The following is a 15,839-nucleotide window of genomic DNA, read 5'->3' as shown; positions in this document are numbered from 1 at the left end:
GCTGCTTCTCCGTAAGGGGGTTCGGACCGGGCGGTCAGACGCGCTCGACGATGGTGGCGATGCCCATGCCGCCGCCGACGCAGAGGGTGGCGAGGCCGTAGCGCTTGTCCTGGCGCTCCAGCTCGTCGACGAGGGTGCCGAGGATCATCGCGCCGGTGGCACCGAGCGGGTGGCCCAGCGCGATGGCGCCGCCGTTGACGTTGACCTTGTCGAGGGAGACGCCCATGTCCTTGACGAAGCGCAGGACGACCGCGGCGAAGGCCTCGTTGATCTCGATGAGGTCGATGTCCTCGATGGTGAGTCCGGCCTTGGCGAGCGCCTTGCGGGCGGCGGGGGCGGGTCCGGTGAGCATGATGGTCGGCTCGGAGCCGGAGACGGCGGCGGCGACGATCCGGGCGCGGGGCGTCAGCCCGTAGCGCTCTCCGACCTCCTTCGAGCCGATGGCGACGAGGGAGGCGCCGTCGACGATGCCGGAGGAGTTGCCCGCGTGGTGGACGTGGTCGATCTCCTCGACCCAGTGGTACTTCTGCAGCGCGACGGCGTCGAAGCCGCCGAGCTCGCCGATGTCGGCGAAGGAGGGCTTGAGCCGGGCGAGGGAGTCGGCGGTGGTGCCGGGGCGCAGGAACTCGTCGTGGTCGAGGACGGTGAGCCCGGCCCGGTCCTTGACGGGGACGACGGAGCGGTCGAAGCGCCCGGCCTTGACGGCCGCGGCGGCGCGCTCCTGGGAGAGGGCGGCGTACTCGTCGACGTCGCGGCGGCTGAAGCCCTCGATGGTGGCGATGAGGTCGGCGCCGATGCCCTGGGGGACGAAGTTGGTGGCGAGGTTGGTCATCGGGTCGGCGAACCAGGCGCCGCCGTCGGAGGCCATCGGCACCCGGGACATGGACTCGACGCCGCCGGCCAGGACGAGGTCCTCCCAGCCGGAGCGGACCTTCATCGCGGCCATGTTGACGGCTTCGAGGCCGGAGGCGCAGAAGCGGTTCTCCTGGACGCCGGCGACGGTGTCGGGCAGTCCGGCGGCGATGGCGGCGATCCGGGCGATGTCGGAGCCCTGGTCGCCGACCGGACCGACGACGCCGAGGACGATGTCGTCGATCGCGGCGGGGTCGAGGCCGGGGAAGCGGGAGCGGATCTCGTGGATGAGGCCGACGACGAGGTCGATCGGCTTGGTGCCGTGCAGGGACCCGTTGGCCTTGCCTCGGCCGCGGGGGGTGCGGATAGCGTCGTAGACGTACGCTTCGGTGGTCACGATGTTGCCTTTCGCATGAGGGTCAGGCGAGCAGGGAACGGCCGATGATCTCCTTCATGATCTCGGTCGTCCCGCCGTAGATGGTCTGGATGCGGCCGTCCGTGAAGGCCCTGGCCACCGGAAATTCGCTCATGTAGCCGTATCCGCCGTGCAGTTGCAGGCAGCGGTCGGCGACGCGCTTCTGCAGTTCGGTGGCCCACCACTTGGCCATGGAGGCGTGTACGGCGTCGAGGCCGGGCCCGCCGGGCGCGGTGTGCTCCTCGACGCAGCGGTCGACGAAGGTGCGGGTGACGGCGCACTCGGTGGCCATCTCGGCGATCTCGAAGCGGACGTGCTGCAGCTTGGCCAGCGGCCGTCCGAAGGCCTCGCGCTCCTTGACGTACGTGGTGGTCAGCTCCAGGAGGTGTTCCGCGCCGGCGATCGCGGCGACGGCGATGGCGAGCCGTTCCTGGGCGAGGTTGGTCATCAGGTGGAGGAAGGCGCCGTTCAGCTCGCCGAGCAGGTTCTCCTTGGGGACGCGGACGTCGGTGAAGAAGAGCTCGGCGGTGTCCTGGGACTTCTGGCCGATCTTGTCGAGGTTGCGGCCGCGCTCGAAGCCCGCCGCGCCGCGTTCGACGACGAGGAGGGAGAGGCCGTGGGCGCCGCCCTCGGGGGTGGTCTTCGCGACGACGACGACCAGGTCGGCGAGGATGCCGTTGGAGATGAAGGTCTTGGAGCCGTTGAGGATCCAGTGGTCGCCGTGGTCCTCGGCGCTGGTGCGGATGGCCTGGAGGTCCGAGCCGGCGCCGGGCTCGGTCATGGCGATGGCGGTGACCAGCTCGCCGCTGCAGAAGCCGGGCAGCCAGCGCCGCTTCTGCTCCTCGGTGGCGAGCGAGGTGAGGTAGGGGCCGATGATGTCGTTGTGCAGCCCGATGGCGAGGCCGGGGGTGCCGGCGCGGGTGAACTCCTCGGCGAGGACGACGCTGTAGCGGAAGTCGGGGTTGCCGCCGCCTCCGTGCTCCTCGTCGACGGCGAGGCCGAGCAGGCCCTGCCGGCCGGCGGCCCGCCAGACCTCGCGGGAGACGATGCCGTCCTTCTCCCACCGCGCGTAGTGCGGCAGCACCTCCTTGGCGAGGAAGGTGCGGACGGTCTCGCGGAAGGCCTCGTGGTCGGCGGTGTAGAGCTGGCGCTTCATGCGGAGGGCTCCTTGGCGGCTGCGTCGGGGGGCGGGGTGGCGCCGGTGAGCGAGGGTACGGACCAGTCGCGGGCGACCTCGTCGGTGTCGGCGCCGGGCCCGGCGGGTCCGGTGCGGACCGCGCCGGGGGTGGCGGAGAAGCGGGGCGCGGGGGCGGGCTGGACGAGGCCCTCGTGGGTGACGAAGGTGCCGCGGGCGGCGAGGTGCGGGTGGCCGGGTGCCTCGCGCATCGAGAGCACGGGGGCCACGCAGGCGTCGGTGCCCTCGAAGACGGCCGTCCACGCGTCCCGGGTGCGGGTGCGGAAGCGCGCGGCGACGGCGGCGCGGAGCTCGGGCCAGCGGGCGAGGTCGTCGCGGGCCGGGCCGGCGTCCTGGAGGCCGAGCAGGCGGGCGAACTCGGCGTAGAAGCGCTGTTCCAGGGCGCCGACCGCCATGTGTCCGCCGTCGGAGGTCTCGTAGACGCCGTAGAAGGGGCAGCCGCCGTCGAGGAGGTTGACGCCGCGCCGGTCCTGCCAGGCTCCGGCGCCGAGCATGCCGTGGATCATCATGGCGAGGTGGGCGGCGCCGTCGACGATGGCGGCGTCGACGACCTGGCCCTCGCCGTGCTCGCGGGCGTGCCGGAGGGCGGCGAGGACGCCGATGACGAGGTAGAGGGAGCCGCCCGCGTAGTCGCCGACCAGGTTGGCGGGGATGGTGGGCGGGCCGTCCGGGTCGGGGCCGATCATGCCGAGGGTGCCGGTGACGGCGATGTACGTGAGGTCGTGCCCTGCGGTGGCGGCGAGCGGCCCGGTCTGGCCCCAGCCGGTCATCCGGCCGTAGACGAGCCGGGGGTTGCGGGCGAGGCAGGGCTCGGGTCCGATGCCGAGGCGTTCGGCGACGCCGGGCCGGTAGCCCTCGATCAGGATGTCGGCGCGGGCCACCAGGTCGAGCACGGTCTCGGCGCCGCCCTCGGCCTTGAGGTCGACGAGGACGGAGCGCTTGTTGCGGTTGGTGAGGTCGTGGGCGGGGTCGATGCCGAGGGCGGCGCCGCCGGGCCGGTCGACGCGGACGACGTCGGCGCCGAGGTCGGCGAGGTGCATGGCCGCGAAGGGTCCGGGGCCGATGCCCGCGAGTTCCACCACCCGGACTCCGGAGAGCGGGCCTGGGCGGGCGTGGCGCGGTGTGCTCATCGAGCCCCCAGAGGTGTGTGACAGTGATGATGTAACACCGGAGATGCTAGGAACGTGTTCCACTCGGCACAAGCCCCCGAGCCGAGCAAGCGCTTGGAAATTGCCCCGGCGGCGACTTCCGCTAGAGTCCGCCGACGACATCCGCGCCGGGGGACGGCGCGGGCGCAGACCGAGGGGCTGGGCTGGGATGGAGACAGGGGCGGCCGGACGGCCGTACGACGTGGTTCTCTTCGGGGCGACCGGGTTCGCGGGCGAGCTCACCGCGGAGTACCTGGCCGCGCACGCCCCGGCCGGCTGCCGCTGGGCGCTGGCCGGGCGCAGCCGGGCCAGGCTGTCGGCCCTGCGCGACCGGCTCGCGAGCCGGTGGCCGCACTGCGCCGGGCTGCCGCTGCTCGTCGCGGACTCCGAGGACCCGCACGCGCTGCGCGGACTGGCGGGATCCGCCCGGGTGGTGGCGAGCACCGTCGGCCCCTACGTCTGGTACGGCGAGGGCCTGGTCGCGGCCTGCGCGGAGGCCGGCACCGACTACGTGGACCTGACCGGCGAGGCGGAGTTCGTCGACCGGATGTACGTGCGGTACGACGCCCGCGCCCGGGAGACCGGGGCCCGGCTGGTGCACGCGTGCGGCTTCGACTCCGTCCCGCACGACCTGGGCGTCTGGTTCACCGTGGGGCAGCTGCCCGAGGGGGTACCGCTGCGGATCGACGGGTTCGTGCGGGCCGGCGCGGTCTTCTCGGGCGGCACCCTGGCCTCGGCCCTGACCGCCTTCGGCCGCGGCCGGCAGATCCTGGACGCCGCGCGGGAGCGGCGGCTGCACGAGCCGCGTCTGGTGACCCGGCGGGCCCGCGCGCCGCTGGGCGGGCCGCGCTTCAGCCGCGAGACCGGCACCTGGGCGCTGCCGCTGCCCACCCTGGACCCGCAGGTGGTCAAGCGCTCCGCGGCGGCCCTGGAGCGGTACGGGCCGGACTTCCGCTACCGGCACTACGCCTCGGTGAAGACCCTGCCGATGGCGCTCGGCGGCGCCGCGCTCGTCGGCACCGGCGTCCTCGCGGCCCAACTGCCCGCCGTACGGAACTGGCTGATGGACCGTTACGAACCGGGCCAGGGCCCGGACGCCGAGCGGCGGGCCCGTAGCTGGTTCTCCGTGCGCTTCGTCGGCGAGGGCGGCGGGCGGCGCGTGTTCACCGAGGTGTCGGGCGGCGACCCGGGGTACGACGAGACCGCGAAGATGCTCGCCGAGTCGGCGCTCTGCCTGGCCCACGACACCCTGCCGAAGACCTCCGGGCAGGTCACGACGGCGGTGGCGATGGGCGACGCGCTGCTCACCCGGCTGCGGGCGGCCGGGCTGCGCTTCCGGGTGGCGCACTCGGGCTGACCCGCCGGTCGGTCAGTGGCGCACCAGGCAGAACGGGTGGCCGGCCGGGTCGGCGTAGATCCGCCAGCCCCGGTCGCCCTCACCGGAGTCGAGCCGCCAGGCGCCGAGCGCGAGCACCGCCTCGTGGGCGGCGTCCAGGTCCTGGACCCGTACGTCGAGGTGGAACTGCTGCTCGGGCGCCCCCCAGACCGGCGGCCGGTGGTCGGCCACGCCCTGGAAGGCGAGCACGGGCGCGCCGGAGGCGCCGTGGAGCGTGGCCCAGGCGTCGCCGACCGCCCACTGGGGGTCGGGGCGGTTGATCTCGCCGCCGACCAACGCCTGGTAGAACTCGGCGAGTTCCATGACGTCGGGACAGTCGAGGACCACGCACTGCAGGGTGCCGATCGCACCGGGGCTTGTCATGCCCCACACTGTGCCGTCCGCGCAACCGGCCCGGTATCCGTACTCGTACTCAGGCGCCCCGGGTGTCACGGGGTCCTCGTGCTCATTCCGCCGCGCGGGCCTCCGCGAGGGCCCGGCGGCACAGGGAGTCGGCGTGGCGGGTGGTCTCGGGCAGCCGGAACCGGGGGGTGAGGTGCAGCGTGTGGGCGCAGGCGCTCTCCAGCGAGACCCGGTGGCCGACGGAGACGAAGACCGGCTTCACCCCGGCGCGGGTGCGCAGCGCGCGGCCGACGGTCTCGCCCTCGGCGATCAGGTCGGTGGCCGCGCCCCGGGCGGTGCCGGGCTGCTCGTAGGTGAAGGTGAACGGGTTCTTGGCGACGCCGATCGAGGGCCGGCCCGTGACCACGCCGAGGTGACTGGCGAGGCCGAAGCGGCGGGGGTGGGCGAGGCCGTAGCCGTCGCAGACGAGCAGCCCCGGGTCGGTGGTGAGGCGCCCGAGGGCGGCGAGCACGGTCGGGATCTCGCGGAAGGCGAGCAGCCCCGGCACATAGGGGAAGGACACCCGCCCGACGGCGGTGGTCTCCTCCACCACCTCCAGGGTGCGCCCGTCGAGCACGACGGCGGCCGCGGCGACCAGGTCGCGCGCGTCGTCGTAGGCGACGTCGAGGCCGGTGACGTTCCCCGTCCCGGGGCGGGGGCCCTCGTCGGCCGTCACGAGCCGCCCGCGCAGGTCCTCCTGCACGGCGCGCGCCGCGGCCTCGTCGGCGGGCCATCCCTCGGGAATCTCGATGATCGTCATGAGTCGGCACCCTACGGCCGGCCGGGCGCGCGCGGGCGCGTAGCCTGGCACTCATGTTCGTACTGGAACTCTCCTACACCGCGCCCGTCGAGCAGGTGGACGCGCTCCTCGACGCGCACGTCGAGTGGCTCGACGCGCAGTACGCCGCCGGGGTCTTCCTCGCGTCCGGGCGGAAGAACCCGCGCGACGGCGGCGTGATCCTGGCCGCCGGGGTCGACCGCGCGGAGATCGAGAAGATCGCGGCGGCCGACCCGTTCACCGTCGGGGGCGTCTGCGCGTACCGGATCACCGAGTTCTACGCGACCAAGACGGTCGCCGGACTGGCCCCGTTCCGCGAGGAGCTGCCCGCCGGGTGAGGGCCCGCTAGCGGGCGAGGCGGGCGATCCTGCCCTTCTCCCCCGAGGCCCAGCAGGCTCCGTCGGCGGTGCAGTCGACGGTGTCGTACGAGCCGGTGTCGACCGTGCGCCAGGTGCGGCCGCCGTCCGTGGTGAGGTCCGTGCCGGTGGGGCCGACCGCGAGGGCCGCCGCCTTGTGGCGCGGGAGCCAGGCGACGCCGGAGCGGTAGGCGGGCGGCGGGGTGGCGGACGCCGTCCAGCCGCGGCCGCCGTCACCGGTGACGGCGGCGGCGCGCGGCGAGGGCTGGTCCTTGCGGTAGTCGCCGCCGACGGCGATGCCGTGCGCGCGGTCCCGGAAGGCGAGGCCGAAGACGCCCTTGGCGCCCTCCCCTGCGGGGACGGTGGTGTCGGTGGCGGTCCAGGTCAGACCGCGGTCCGCGGAGTGCAGGACCCGGCCGGTGGCGCCGCCGCCGGTCGCCAGCCACACGTCCTTCGGCCCCGCGGAGACCAGGCACTGGCCGCTGGCCGCGAACCCGGCCTCACCGGGCAGCGCGGCCGGCATGCCCGCGTTCGGCAGGACCCGCCAGGACCGGCCGCCGTCGGCGGTGGACAGGATGCGGTACCTGCCGTCGACGGGGTCGCTCATCGCCAGGCCGTGCCGCCGGTCGAAGAAGGTCATGCAGTCGTAGAAGGCGCGCGGGTCGGTGTTGCGGAAGGACTCGGTCCAGGTCGCCCCGCCGTCCTCCGTGCGCAGCACCCGGGACGCCTCTCCCTCGCCGATCGCGAGGACCACGGCCCGGCGGGCGTCGAAGGCCTCCACGTCGCGGAACTCCAGTTCGGCCGCCCCCGTCGGGGAGACGTTCCGCCAGCTCCTGCCCCCGTCGGTGGTGCGCAGCACCGTGCCCTGGGAGCCGGCCGCCCAGGCGGTGGAGCGGTCCACCGCCGCGAGGCCGCGGAAGCGGGCGTCGGTGTCGGTGCGGGTGAGCCGCCACCCGGCGGGCTCGTGGCCGGGCGCGGCCTGCGCCGGGGCCCCCAGGGCCATGGCCAGGGCCGCCCCCGCCAGTCCCACCGCTGTCATTCGTCTCGTGTTCCCCATGGACGTCATGGCGCCGGAAGCTAGCCCACCCCGCAGATCCCGTCCAGGGTGCGTACCCCGCCGCCCCTTCCTAGGCTGGGCACATGACCGAACCCACGGCCGAGGAAGAGCCGAGGATCAAGGAGTACGACGGCGGCGGCATCACCGTCACGTACGAACCGCGCCGCTGTCTGCACGCGGCCGAGTGCCTGCACGGCCTGCCGAGCGTGTTCGACCTGGCCAAGCGTCCCTGGGTGCAGCCCGACCAGGCCGCCGCCGGCCTGGTCGCCGAGGTCGTCCGCCGCTGCCCGTCCGGGGCGCTCCAGTACCGCCCGGCCGACGGCCCGGCCGAGGCCGGGGACGTCCCCACCACCGTGCGGCGCATGCCGGACGGCCGGCTGGTGGTCCGCGGCGACCTCCTGCTCCGCGACGACCAGGGCGGCGGGCGGCACGAGACCCGTGCGGTGCTGTGCGGCTGCGGCGCCTCCGGCAACCAGCCGTACTGCGACCACTCCGGTCCGTGCGCGGGCGGCGCGTTCGAGCCCTTCGAACCGGCGGAGAAGACCTAGGAACAGGCCCTTCAGGGGCCTCCGGGCGCGGCGGTGACACAGCTCACGTACCCCCGCGGTGCACGATCCGGCCCCGCGGTTCGTCTCTTCTTGTGTCAAAGGAGACCAGGAGAACGTAGCCGCGCAACAGGAGGCTGGCCTTGTCCACCGTCATCGAGCAGGCCGTCCAGGCCCGGCTGGTCGCGTCCGTCCCACGGATGGAGACCGTGTCCGCCACCCTCCGGTACGACCGTGAGGACCCGTTCGCGGTCCGCATGGCCTTCCCGCCGCCCGCGACCCTGGAGGGCGTGGAGGTGTCCTGGGCCTTCGCGCGCGAGCTGCTCGCGCAGGGGGTCGAGGAGCCCGCGGGCCTCGGGGACGTACGGCTGCGGCCCTACGGCTACGACCGGACCGTGGTGGAGTTCCACGCGCCCGAGGGCGTCGCCATGGTGCACCTGCGCACGTCCGAGCTGCGCCGCTTCCTGAAGGCCTCGCAGGTCCTGGTGCCGCCGGGACGTGAGCACCGGTACCTCGACTGGGACGGGAACCTCACCCAGCTCCTGGAGGAGCGCCCGTAGGACCGCGCGAGGTGGGCCGTTATTCGATTGCGGTCCTCGCCGGCCGCTGCGTACCGTCCTGACGCGGCCTTGTCCGCCGCCTTGTTGCTCACCCTGTTCGTCGCCCGATCGGAGAAGGCCGTTGCTCGTCTGAGGTTGCGAGACACCGTGCCGCGCGTGCCGCCCCGCCGCCGCGTGTGCCGTCCTCGACCTCGGCGTACGAGCGCTGCTCCGCTCTTCCTCTCCCGCCCGCGCCCCGGTGTCTCCCGCGTAGTCCTCATCCACGCCCCTGCCACCGGGAGGCTCTCATGGCGCCCCGCCCCACCTTCGTCACCTGCACGTCGCTCTCCTTCTCCTGGCCCGACGGGACCCGGGTCCTCGACGACTTCCGGCTCGCCGTGGGGGCCGGCCGGACCGGCCTGGTCGGCCTGAACGGTTCGGGGAAGTCCACCCTGCTCAAGCTGATCGCCGGCGAGCTCGCCCCGACGTCCGGCACCGTCCAGGTCGCGGGCGAGGTCGGGTACCTCCCGCAGGGCCTGGTCCTCGACACCGGGCTGCGGGTCGACCGGGCCCTCGGCATCGACCGCGCCCGGGCCGCGCTGCACGCCATCGAGGCGGGCGACACGGCCGCCGAGCACTTCGCGGCCGTCGGCGAGGACTGGGACGTCGAGGAGCGGGCCCGCGCCGTGCTCGACCGGCTCGGTCTCGGGCACGTCGGGCTCGACCGCACGATCGGCGAGGTCTCGGGCGGCGAGTCGGTCCTGCTCCGGCTGGCCGCGCTCCAGCTCGCCGGACCCGAGGTGCTGCTGCTCGACGAGCCGACCAACAACCTGGACCTCTTCGCCCGCCGCAGGCTGTACGAGGCGGTGGACGCCTGGCCCGGAGTGCTGATCGTGGTGAGCCACGACCGCGATCTCCTGGAGCGGGTGGACCAGATCGCCGACCTGCGGGACGGCGAGGTCGCCTGGTACGGCGGCGCCTGGTCGGACTACCGGGCGGCGCTCGCCGCCGAACAGGAGGCGGCCGAGCGCATGGTCCGGGTCGCCGAGGCCGATGTCCAACGGCAGAAGCGGGAACTGTCGGACGCGCAGGCCAAGTTGGCCCGGCGCAAGCGCTACGCGCAGAAGAGCGCGGAGAACAAGGTCGTGCCGAAGGTCGTGGCGAACACCCGCAAGGCGCAGGCCGAGGTGTCGGCGGGCAAGCACCGCAGGCTGCACGCGGACCGGCTCGCCGAGGCGCGCTCGCGGCTCGGCGCGGCGGTGGAGGCGGTGCGGGACGACGACGAGATCCGGATCGAGCTGCCGTACACGACGGTCCCGCTGGGCCGGGAGGTGCTGCTGCTGCGCGATCTGGAGCTGCGGTACGGGGCACGGGTCGCCGGGGAGTTCGAGCTGCGGGGTCCGGAGCGGGTGGCGCTGGTCGGCCGGAACGGGGCCGGCAAGACGACCCTGCTGCGGACGCTCGCGGGCGGGCTCGCTCCGGTCGCGGGCGAGGCGGTGGCGCGGGTTCCGCTGCGCTTCCTTCCGCAGCGGCTCGATGTGCTGGACGACGGGCTGAGCGTGGTGGAGAACGTGGCCCGGCTGGCGCCGGGCGCGACGCCCCAGGCGATCAGGGCGCGGCTGGCCCGGTTCCTCTTCCGGGGCGCCCGGGCCGATCGGCCGGTGGGAACGCTGTCCGGCGGGGAGCGGTTCCGCGCGACGCTGGCGGCGCTGCTGCTCGCCGAGCCGGCGCCGCAGCTGCTGTTGCTCGACGAGCCGACCAACAATCTGGACCTGGCGTCGGTACGGAGCCTGACGGCCGCGCTCGACGCGTACGAGGGGGCGCTGGTCGTGGTGAGTCACGACGTGCCGTTCCTGGAGTCGCTGGGGATCACCCGCTGGCTGGAGCTCGACGGCGAGCTGCGGCCCACGTCGGCCGAGGCGGTGCGGGAGGGGCTGCTAACGGTGGAGTAACGCCCAGGACTTGGTGCCGCCGCCCGGGGTGAGGACGGGGGCGAGCCCCCAGTCCCCGCCGTGCGCCTCGACCGCCGCGGTCAGCAGCCACATGCTGCGACTGCGGCGGTCGCGGCACGCGTCGGCCTCGTCCGGCTCGGTGTGGGCCGGATGCTGGTCGTAGAGGACGATCCGCAGCGCGTCGAACTGCCAGCGCACCCGCAGGACCATCTCGCGGTCCGGTGTGAAGCGGTAGGCGGCGGAGACGAGTTCGGAGGCGGCGAGGACCGCGGTCTCGGTGAGTTCGGTGAGGCCGTGGCGGTCGACCAGGGTGCGGATGGAGTCGCGGGCCAGTCCCGCGCAGTAGGCGCCCCCGGGGAGGAGCATCGAGTAGCTGAGGTTCTCGGTGGCGGGGGGTATGGGGCCGGCCGCGACGGCGGACGGGAGGCAACGCAGTGCGCCCTTCATCGGTTTTGCTCACATTTCCTGTGCGTGTGGGGGTGCTCACACGTCGAACACGATTGCCCCGTGTGAGACTTGCGCTACCGACCGTAGCCTAGAACCGGAGCACGGTGCTACTACTTGGCAGTAGACACTCGCACTTGTGCCGAACCGGGCATTTTCTCCGGACCGCGAGCCCGGAACCGAAGGGGAGAACGAGCGTGCCGCCAAGGAGCACCCCGACCGCGCGCCAGCAGCGACTCGGACACGAGTTGCGCAAACTGCGCGAGCAGTCGGGCATGTCGGTCCAGCAGGCCGCCGCCCTCCTGGGCGTCGACCGCACCCGCATCCCCAACATCGAGTCGGGGCGCTTCGGCATCAGCGCCGAGCGGTTGCGCACGCTCGCCTTCAACTACGGCTGCCCCGACACCCGCCTCGTCGACCTGCTCGCCGCCATGACCCAGGAACGCGACCGCGGCTGGTGGGAGCAGCACCGGGGGCTGCTGCCGCCGGGGCTGATCGACATCGCCGAACTGGAGTTCCACGCCTCGGAGTTGCACACGGCCGTCACGACGCACCTCCCCGGCCTGCTGCAGACCGAGGAGCACGCCCGGGCCGTCTTCGACACCGCCGACCCGCCGCTGCCCGGGCCCGACCTGGAGGCCCGGGTGGACCTGCGGCTGCGACGCCAGGAAGTGCTCGACCGGGACCGGCCGACGCTGTACGGGGCGGTGATCCACGAGGCCGCGCTGCGCATGCAGTTCGGCGGCCCGAAGGTCGCGAGGGCGCAGCTGGAGTACATCCTGGAGCGCTCCGAGCGGGACACCATCTCCGTGCGGGTCATCCCGTTCACCGCCGGGGGTTTCCCCGGGGCGGGTCAGTCGTTCACCTGTGTGTCCGCACCGGTGTCGCAGCTCGACACGGTGCAGCTCGACTCCTCGCACGGCTCCATACTTCTCGACACCGACATGCAACTGCGGCGCTATCGCGGCCTGTTGGATCGGCTGAGCGGACTGGCACTGTCCCCGTCCGCCTCCCGCGACTTCATCCGCGCCATCGCCCAGGACCTCTGAAGGACCCTCCGCCATGAACCAAACCGACCACCCCGCCGCCGTCCGGGAGATCGCCTGGAACCAGGCCTTCTGCAGCGAGGGCGCCAACTGCTTCCGCTTCGGCCTGGACGACTCCGGCCGCGCCTACATCGGCTCCACCCTCGCCCCCGACGCGTACGTCAGCGATTCGGTCGAGGCGCTGCGGGCGCTGATCTCGGCCGTGAAGGCCGGCGCCGCCGATCATCTGCTCTGAGTAGCCGCGCCGGGGTCGGCGGCGGGCCCGGAATCCCGTGACCTGGGTCTCCCGCGACACGCGGGAGCTGGGGGCATGACGGAACGTGACCGGTCGTCTCCGGTACGGGCTTGGCCACCCCCTTATGAGGGCTTTAACCTACGGTCTCGTAACCTACGAGTCCGTAGGTAGTTCCGTATGCCCCCTCTCCGTCCCCAGGAGTTCCCGTGACGCTCACCTCTCCCCACCTCGGCAGCTCCGCGGAGTGGACCGACGCGCGGCTCCTGTTCGCCCTGGAAGAGGTCGTGGAGCAGGAGCTCAACCGGCACCTGAAGGTCACCAAGGACTGGATGCCGCACGACTACGTGCCGTGGTCCGACGCCCGGAACTTCCCGGCCTTCTTCGAGGACGGCGAGGAGTGGGACCGCTCGCAGTCCAAGGTCACGGACATCGGCCGGATCGCCCTCGTGGTGAACCTGCTCACCGAGGACAACCTGCCGAGCTACCACCACGAGATCGCCAGCCTCTTCGGCCGCGACGGCGCCTGGGGCACCTGGGTGCACCGCTGGACCGCGGAGGAGGGCCGGCACGGCATCGTGATGCGCGACTACCTGCTGGCCTCGCGGGCGGTCGACCCGGACGAGCTGGAGCGCTTCCGCATGGCGCACATGAGCGAGGGCTTCGAGTCGGACAACCGGCACTCGATGCTGCACTCGGTCGCGTACGTGGCCTTCCAGGAGCTCGCCACCCGCATCTCGCACCGCAACACCGGCCACCAGTCCGGCGACCCCGTCTGCGACCGGATGCTGGCCCGCATCGCGCTCGACGAGAACCTGCACATGGTCTTCTACCGCAACCTGCTGGGCGCGGCCTTCGAGATCGCCCCCGACCTCACCATGCAGGCCGTGCGGGACGTCGTCGTCGGCTTCCGCATGCCCGGTCACGGCATGCCCGGCTTCGAGCGCGCCGCCGCCCAGATGGCGATCGGCGAGATCTACAACCTGCGCATCCACCACGACGACGTGCTGCAGCCGGTGCTGCGCTTCCTCAAGGTCCTCCAGATCGACGGCCTCGGCCCCGACGGGCTGCGGGCCCAGGAGGAGCTCGGCCTCTACATGAACGGCCTGGACAGCGAGGCGGCCAAGTTCGACGAGCGGCTCGCGGCGCGCAAGGCGCGCATGGCGGCCCGCGCGGCGGGCTGAGCCCACCCGCGAGGCGCCGGCGGCGATCAGCCCCGGCGCCGCTTGAGGGTGATCCGCTCCTTCTCCGAGAGCCCGCCCCACACGCCGAAGCGCTCGTCGTGCGTCAGCGCGTACTCCAGGCACGCCGCGCGTCCCGGGCACGCCCCGCACAGCTGCTTGGCCTCGCGGGTCGAGGAGCCGGGCGCCGGGAAGAAGAACTCCGGCCCCGCCTGGGCGCACAGGGCGTCCTCCTGCCAGGAGAGGTCCGGTGCCCCGAGCGTCTGCGGGGCGAAGAGCATCGTGTCGGTCTGCATGGGAAGAGACTCGCGCGGCCGCCTAAACGGGCCATCAACGTCCGATCAACGCGGCGCGCCGAGCGCGGGCAGCACCGTTTCGGCGACCCGGTAGGCCTCTTCGAGCAGCGGATTGCCCGACAGGATGAAGGTGTCCACTCCGAGCGCCTGGTATTCGCGCAATCGCTCGACGATCTGCTCCGCGGCCCCGACCAGGGCGGTGCCGGGCCCCGGGCGGAACAGGCTCATGCCCGGCCACAGGTTCGGATGGGTCTCCAGTTCCCGGGCCCGCGCCGGGACGCGCCCGCCGTGCTGCCGGAACTGGCGCTGCCAGCCCACCCCGTCCTCGCCCACGCGCTCACCGAGCTGCCGTGCGTAGGTCGCCTCGCTGGTGACGTCCAGGAGCCGGTCCGCCGCCGCCCACGCCTCCTGCTCCGTGTCGCGGACGATCACGTGGAGCCGCAGACCGATCCGCAGCGTGCGGCCGTACGCGGCGGCGCGGGCGCGGACGTGGTCCAGCTTCTCCTTCAACAGGTGCGGCGGCTCGCCCCAGGTGAGGTACACGTCCACGTGCTCGGCGGCCATCTCGATGCCCGCCGCCGAGGAGCCGCCGAACCAGAGCGGCACGTGCGGGGACTGGACCGGCCGGAGGTCGCGCAGCGAGGCCCCGGCGTCCTTCAGCTCGTAGAAGCGTCCCTTGTGGTCGAAGACCTCGCCCGCGGTGAGCCGCTTCACGATCGACCAGTACTCGGCGCTCAGCGCGTACCGCTCGTCGTGGCCGACGTGCAGCCCGTACTCCTGCAGCGCCCTGGTCGAGCCGTTGACGACGTTGAAGCGCAGCCGGCCGCCGAAGAGGTGGTCGAAGGTCAGCGCCATCTTGGCGAGCAGGGTCGGCGAGATCAGCCCGGGGTGGACCGCCAGCAGCGGCCGGAAGCCGGGGCCGGTCGCCGTGGCGAGCGCGCTGCCGAGCGGCCACACGTCGTGCAGGTCGGTGGCGAGCAGCGCGCCGCTGAAGCCGAGCCGCTCGACCGAGGCGGCCAGGTGCTGGAGGTAGCCGAGGTCGACCGGGCGCCGCCCCTCGGGTTCCCAGGGGTAGGCGCCCTCGCGCGGGATGACGTACCAGAGGACTTCGGGTGCGGTGTGCGGACTCATGCGCGGTGGGCCTCTCGGGGCAGGGCGTCGGCGACGGTGACGGGGCGACCGGTGAAGCCGGTGCGGTGGAAGATGTCGGCGGCCCGCTGCTGCTCGGCCAGGAACTCCTCCGACACCTCCTCGATCGTCCAGGGCAGGGCCCGCAGCGCGGTCTCCCAGTCGTCGGCGGAACCCCCGAGCGCGGCCGCGGTGACCTCGGCGGCCTCGCGCGGACGGTCCGCGACCCACGCGTCGGCGCGCCGCAGCGCCCGGGTCAGCGCCGCCACGAGCTCGGGGCGCCGCTCGGCCAGGTCGCGGCGGGTGAAGAAGACCGAGCGGTCGGAGATGACCTCGCCGGTGGGGATCAGGACGCGCAGGCCTCCGGTGCGGCGGGCCGCGGCGAGCCGGTCGCCCTGGGCGACCCAGGCGGTGATCGCGCCGGAGCGGAGCAGGTCCTCGCTGCCGTCGCCGGAGCGCACGGCGGTGATGTCGGTGGCGTACGAGAGGCCGGCGTCGTCCAGCGCCTTGGCCACCAGGTGGGTCTGCCAGGAGCCGACGGCGAGGTGGACGGTGCCGCCCGCCAGGTCCGCGACGGTGCGGACGGGCCCGTCCTCGGTGACCAGGAGGGCGCCGTGGCCGGGCCGGGGCGCGGAGACGGCGGTGTAGACGATGTCGTGGCCCTCGGCCTGAGCGGTGACCGGCGGGGTGGAGCCGGTGCCGCCGAAGTCGATGGTGCCGTCGGCGAGATGGGCGCCGGTACGGACACCGTCGGTGTACGCGTGCCAGGCCACGGTCTCGCCGAGGGCCGCCAGCTCCTCCTCGGCGTAGCCGAGCCGGGAAAGGTGGAAGAGGGTGGGGTTGCTGCTGTGGACGCCGATGGTGACGGTCATGCCGGGAGCTCCGTTCCGGGGGCTGG

The 15,839-nt window shown here is 73.5% G+C and carries 18 protein-coding genes; 8 read left to right on the top strand and 10 right to left on the bottom strand.

Annotation, left to right across the window (positions count from 1 at the left end):
- Window positions 1-34: 34 nt before the first annotated feature.
- The 3 genes from AB0Q96_RS10975 to AB0Q96_RS10965 are packed head-to-tail and all read right to left on the bottom strand — an operon-like array spanning window position 35 to window position 3,592.
- The gene (locus AB0Q96_RS10975; RefSeq protein WP_365323889.1) at window positions 35-1,249 is read right to left on the bottom strand and encodes an acetyl-CoA C-acetyltransferase; all 1,215 of its coding nucleotides are present in this window, start codon (window positions 1,247-1,249) and stop codon (window positions 35-37) included.
- A 22-nt stretch (window positions 1,250-1,271) separates the two neighbouring features.
- Window positions 1,272-2,423 carry an acyl-CoA dehydrogenase family protein gene (locus AB0Q96_RS10970; RefSeq protein ID WP_365323887.1) on the bottom strand — a complete coding sequence of 384 codons (1,152 nt, stop codon included), beginning with the start codon at window positions 2,421-2,423 and terminating at the stop codon, window positions 1,272-1,274.
- Entirely contained in the window at window positions 2,420-3,592 is a 1,173-nt protein-coding gene (locus tag AB0Q96_RS10965; RefSeq protein WP_365323885.1) for a CaiB/BaiF CoA-transferase family protein, read from the bottom strand. Before AB0Q96_RS10965 ends, AB0Q96_RS10970 begins: the two co-directional genes overlap by 4 nt.
- A gap of 187 nt (window positions 3,593-3,779) precedes the next feature.
- On the opposite strand from AB0Q96_RS10965, the gene AB0Q96_RS10960 reads away from it, so the two are divergent.
- The gene (locus tag AB0Q96_RS10960; protein WP_365323883.1) at window positions 3,780-4,967 is read left to right on the top strand and encodes a saccharopine dehydrogenase NADP-binding domain-containing protein; all 1,188 of its coding nucleotides are present in this window, start codon (window positions 3,780-3,782) and stop codon (window positions 4,965-4,967) included.
- 12 nt (window positions 4,968-4,979) lie between these two features.
- On the opposite strand, the gene AB0Q96_RS10955 is transcribed toward AB0Q96_RS10960, so the two are convergent.
- Both AB0Q96_RS10955 and AB0Q96_RS10950 read right to left on the bottom strand, forming a co-directional pair.
- Complete coding sequence (locus AB0Q96_RS10955) at window positions 4,980-5,369, bottom strand: VOC family protein (protein WP_365323881.1); 390 nt, start codon at window positions 5,367-5,369, stop codon at window positions 4,980-4,982.
- A gap of 82 nt (window positions 5,370-5,451) precedes the next feature.
- Window positions 5,452-6,147: an endonuclease V gene (locus tag AB0Q96_RS10950; protein ID WP_365323879.1), complete on the bottom strand. Its 696-nt coding sequence runs from the start codon at window positions 6,145-6,147 to the stop codon at window positions 5,452-5,454.
- A 53-nt stretch (window positions 6,148-6,200) separates the two neighbouring features.
- On the opposite strand from AB0Q96_RS10950, the gene AB0Q96_RS10945 reads away from it, so the two are divergent.
- Entirely contained in the window at window positions 6,201-6,503 is a 303-nt protein-coding gene (locus tag AB0Q96_RS10945) for a YciI family protein (RefSeq protein WP_365323877.1), read from the top strand.
- 7 nt (window positions 6,504-6,510) lie between these two features.
- Here the strand turns inward: AB0Q96_RS10945 and AB0Q96_RS10940 are convergent, their stop codons facing one another.
- The gene (locus AB0Q96_RS10940) at window positions 6,511-7,587 is read right to left on the bottom strand and encodes an oxidoreductase (RefSeq protein WP_365323875.1); all 1,077 of its coding nucleotides are present in this window, start codon (window positions 7,585-7,587) and stop codon (window positions 6,511-6,513) included.
- 74 nt (window positions 7,588-7,661) lie between these two features.
- Between AB0Q96_RS10940 and AB0Q96_RS10935 the strand changes: the two genes are divergently transcribed.
- The 3 genes from AB0Q96_RS10935 (at window position 7,662) to AB0Q96_RS10925 (ending at window position 10,614) form a co-directional block, all read left to right on the top strand.
- Window positions 7,662-8,126 (top strand): (4Fe-4S)-binding protein, encoded by a 465-nt coding sequence (locus AB0Q96_RS10935; RefSeq protein WP_365323873.1) that lies wholly within the window; start codon window positions 7,662-7,664, stop codon window positions 8,124-8,126.
- A 140-nt stretch (window positions 8,127-8,266) separates the two neighbouring features.
- Complete coding sequence (locus AB0Q96_RS10930) at window positions 8,267-8,683, top strand: SsgA family sporulation/cell division regulator (RefSeq protein ID WP_365323872.1); 417 nt, start codon at window positions 8,267-8,269, stop codon at window positions 8,681-8,683.
- Window positions 8,684-8,970: 287 nt separating this feature from the next.
- On the top strand, window positions 8,971-10,614 hold the full coding sequence (locus AB0Q96_RS10925) for an ABC-F family ATP-binding cassette domain-containing protein (RefSeq protein WP_365323870.1): 1,644 nt from the start codon (window positions 8,971-8,973) through the stop codon (window positions 10,612-10,614).
- Here the strand turns inward: AB0Q96_RS10925 and AB0Q96_RS10920 are convergent.
- Window positions 10,600-11,061 (bottom strand): ATP-binding protein, encoded by a 462-nt coding sequence (locus AB0Q96_RS10920; RefSeq protein WP_365323868.1) that lies wholly within the window; start codon window positions 11,059-11,061, stop codon window positions 10,600-10,602. The genes AB0Q96_RS10925 and AB0Q96_RS10920 overlap by 15 nt on opposite strands.
- 194 nt (window positions 11,062-11,255) lie before the next feature.
- Here AB0Q96_RS10920 and AB0Q96_RS10915 point away from each other — a divergent pair, with 194 nt between their 5' ends.
- From AB0Q96_RS10915 to AB0Q96_RS10905, 3 genes are all read left to right on the top strand, one after another.
- Window positions 11,256-12,107 carry a helix-turn-helix transcriptional regulator gene (locus AB0Q96_RS10915; RefSeq protein ID WP_365323866.1) on the top strand — a complete coding sequence of 284 codons (852 nt, stop codon included), beginning with the start codon at window positions 11,256-11,258 and terminating at the stop codon, window positions 12,105-12,107.
- Between the two features lie 13 nt (window positions 12,108-12,120).
- The gene (locus AB0Q96_RS10910; RefSeq protein WP_365323864.1) at window positions 12,121-12,339 is read left to right on the top strand and encodes a hypothetical protein; all 219 of its coding nucleotides are present in this window, start codon (window positions 12,121-12,123) and stop codon (window positions 12,337-12,339) included.
- Window positions 12,340-12,545: 206 nt separating this feature from the next.
- The gene (locus tag AB0Q96_RS10905) at window positions 12,546-13,520 is read left to right on the top strand and encodes an acyl-ACP desaturase (protein ID WP_365323862.1); all 975 of its coding nucleotides are present in this window, start codon (window positions 12,546-12,548) and stop codon (window positions 13,518-13,520) included.
- Between the two features lie 26 nt (window positions 13,521-13,546).
- Here the strand turns inward: AB0Q96_RS10905 and AB0Q96_RS10900 are convergent, their stop codons facing one another.
- Genes AB0Q96_RS10900 through AB0Q96_RS10890 form a run of 3 tightly spaced genes read right to left on the bottom strand, consistent with a single transcriptional unit; the run spans window position 13,547 to window position 15,813 of the window.
- Complete coding sequence (locus AB0Q96_RS10900) at window positions 13,547-13,813, bottom strand: WhiB family transcriptional regulator (protein WP_365323860.1); 267 nt, start codon at window positions 13,811-13,813, stop codon at window positions 13,547-13,549.
- A gap of 45 nt (window positions 13,814-13,858) precedes the next feature.
- A complete protein-coding gene (locus AB0Q96_RS10895; protein WP_365323858.1) occupies window positions 13,859-14,944 on the bottom strand; it encodes an LLM class flavin-dependent oxidoreductase in 1,086 nt (361 codons plus the stop codon).
- Complete coding sequence (locus tag AB0Q96_RS10890; RefSeq protein ID WP_365323857.1) at window positions 14,941-15,813, bottom strand: ABC transporter substrate-binding protein; 873 nt, start codon at window positions 15,811-15,813, stop codon at window positions 14,941-14,943. The genes AB0Q96_RS10895 and AB0Q96_RS10890 overlap by 4 nt, the downstream gene beginning before the upstream one ends.
- Window positions 15,814-15,839 lie beyond the last annotated feature (26 nt).

Origin of the sequence: Streptomyces sp. NPDC093111 (assembly GCF_040683955.1) — a bacterium.
In the GTDB taxonomy this organism is placed as follows: Bacteria; Actinomycetota; Actinomycetes; order Streptomycetales; family Streptomycetaceae; genus Streptomyces.
Note: the sequence above shows the minus strand (reverse complement) of the source record. Positions and strands in the feature narration are given on the sequence as shown.

Bases quoted from the DNA above. Each gene is read 5' to 3' on its own strand.
- AB0Q96_RS10970 (WP_365323887.1), bottom strand. From the start codon at position 2,423: ATGAAGCGCCAGCTCTACACCGCCGACCACGAGGCCTTCCGCGAGACC.
- AB0Q96_RS10965 (WP_365323885.1), bottom strand. From the start codon at position 3,592: ATGAGCACACCGCGCCACGCCCGCCCAGGCCCGCTCTCCGGAGTCCGG.
- AB0Q96_RS10960 (WP_365323883.1), top strand. From the start codon at position 3,780: ATGGAGACAGGGGCGGCCGGACGGCCGTACGACGTGGTTCTCTTCGGG.
- AB0Q96_RS10955 (WP_365323881.1), bottom strand. From the start codon at position 5,369: ATGACAAGCCCCGGTGCGATCGGCACCCTGCAGTGCGTGGTCCTCGAC.
- AB0Q96_RS10950 (WP_365323879.1), bottom strand. From the start codon at position 6,147: ATGACGATCATCGAGATTCCCGAGGGATGGCCCGCCGACGAGGCCGCG.
- AB0Q96_RS10945 (WP_365323877.1), top strand. From the start codon at position 6,201: ATGTTCGTACTGGAACTCTCCTACACCGCGCCCGTCGAGCAGGTGGAC.
- AB0Q96_RS10940 (WP_365323875.1), bottom strand. From the start codon at position 7,587: ATGACGTCCATGGGGAACACGAGACGAATGACAGCGGTGGGACTGGCG.
- AB0Q96_RS10935 (WP_365323873.1), top strand. From the start codon at position 7,662: ATGACCGAACCCACGGCCGAGGAAGAGCCGAGGATCAAGGAGTACGAC.
- AB0Q96_RS10925 (WP_365323870.1), top strand. From the start codon at position 8,971: ATGGCGCCCCGCCCCACCTTCGTCACCTGCACGTCGCTCTCCTTCTCC.
- AB0Q96_RS10920 (WP_365323868.1), bottom strand. From the start codon at position 11,061: ATGAAGGGCGCACTGCGTTGCCTCCCGTCCGCCGTCGCGGCCGGCCCC.
- AB0Q96_RS10910 (WP_365323864.1), top strand. From the start codon at position 12,121: ATGAACCAAACCGACCACCCCGCCGCCGTCCGGGAGATCGCCTGGAAC.
- AB0Q96_RS10900 (WP_365323860.1), bottom strand. From the start codon at position 13,813: ATGCAGACCGACACGATGCTCTTCGCCCCGCAGACGCTCGGGGCACCG.
- AB0Q96_RS10895 (WP_365323858.1), bottom strand. From the start codon at position 14,944: ATGAGTCCGCACACCGCACCCGAAGTCCTCTGGTACGTCATCCCGCGC.
- AB0Q96_RS10890 (WP_365323857.1), bottom strand. From the start codon at position 15,813: ATGACCGTCACCATCGGCGTCCACAGCAGCAACCCCACCCTCTTCCAC.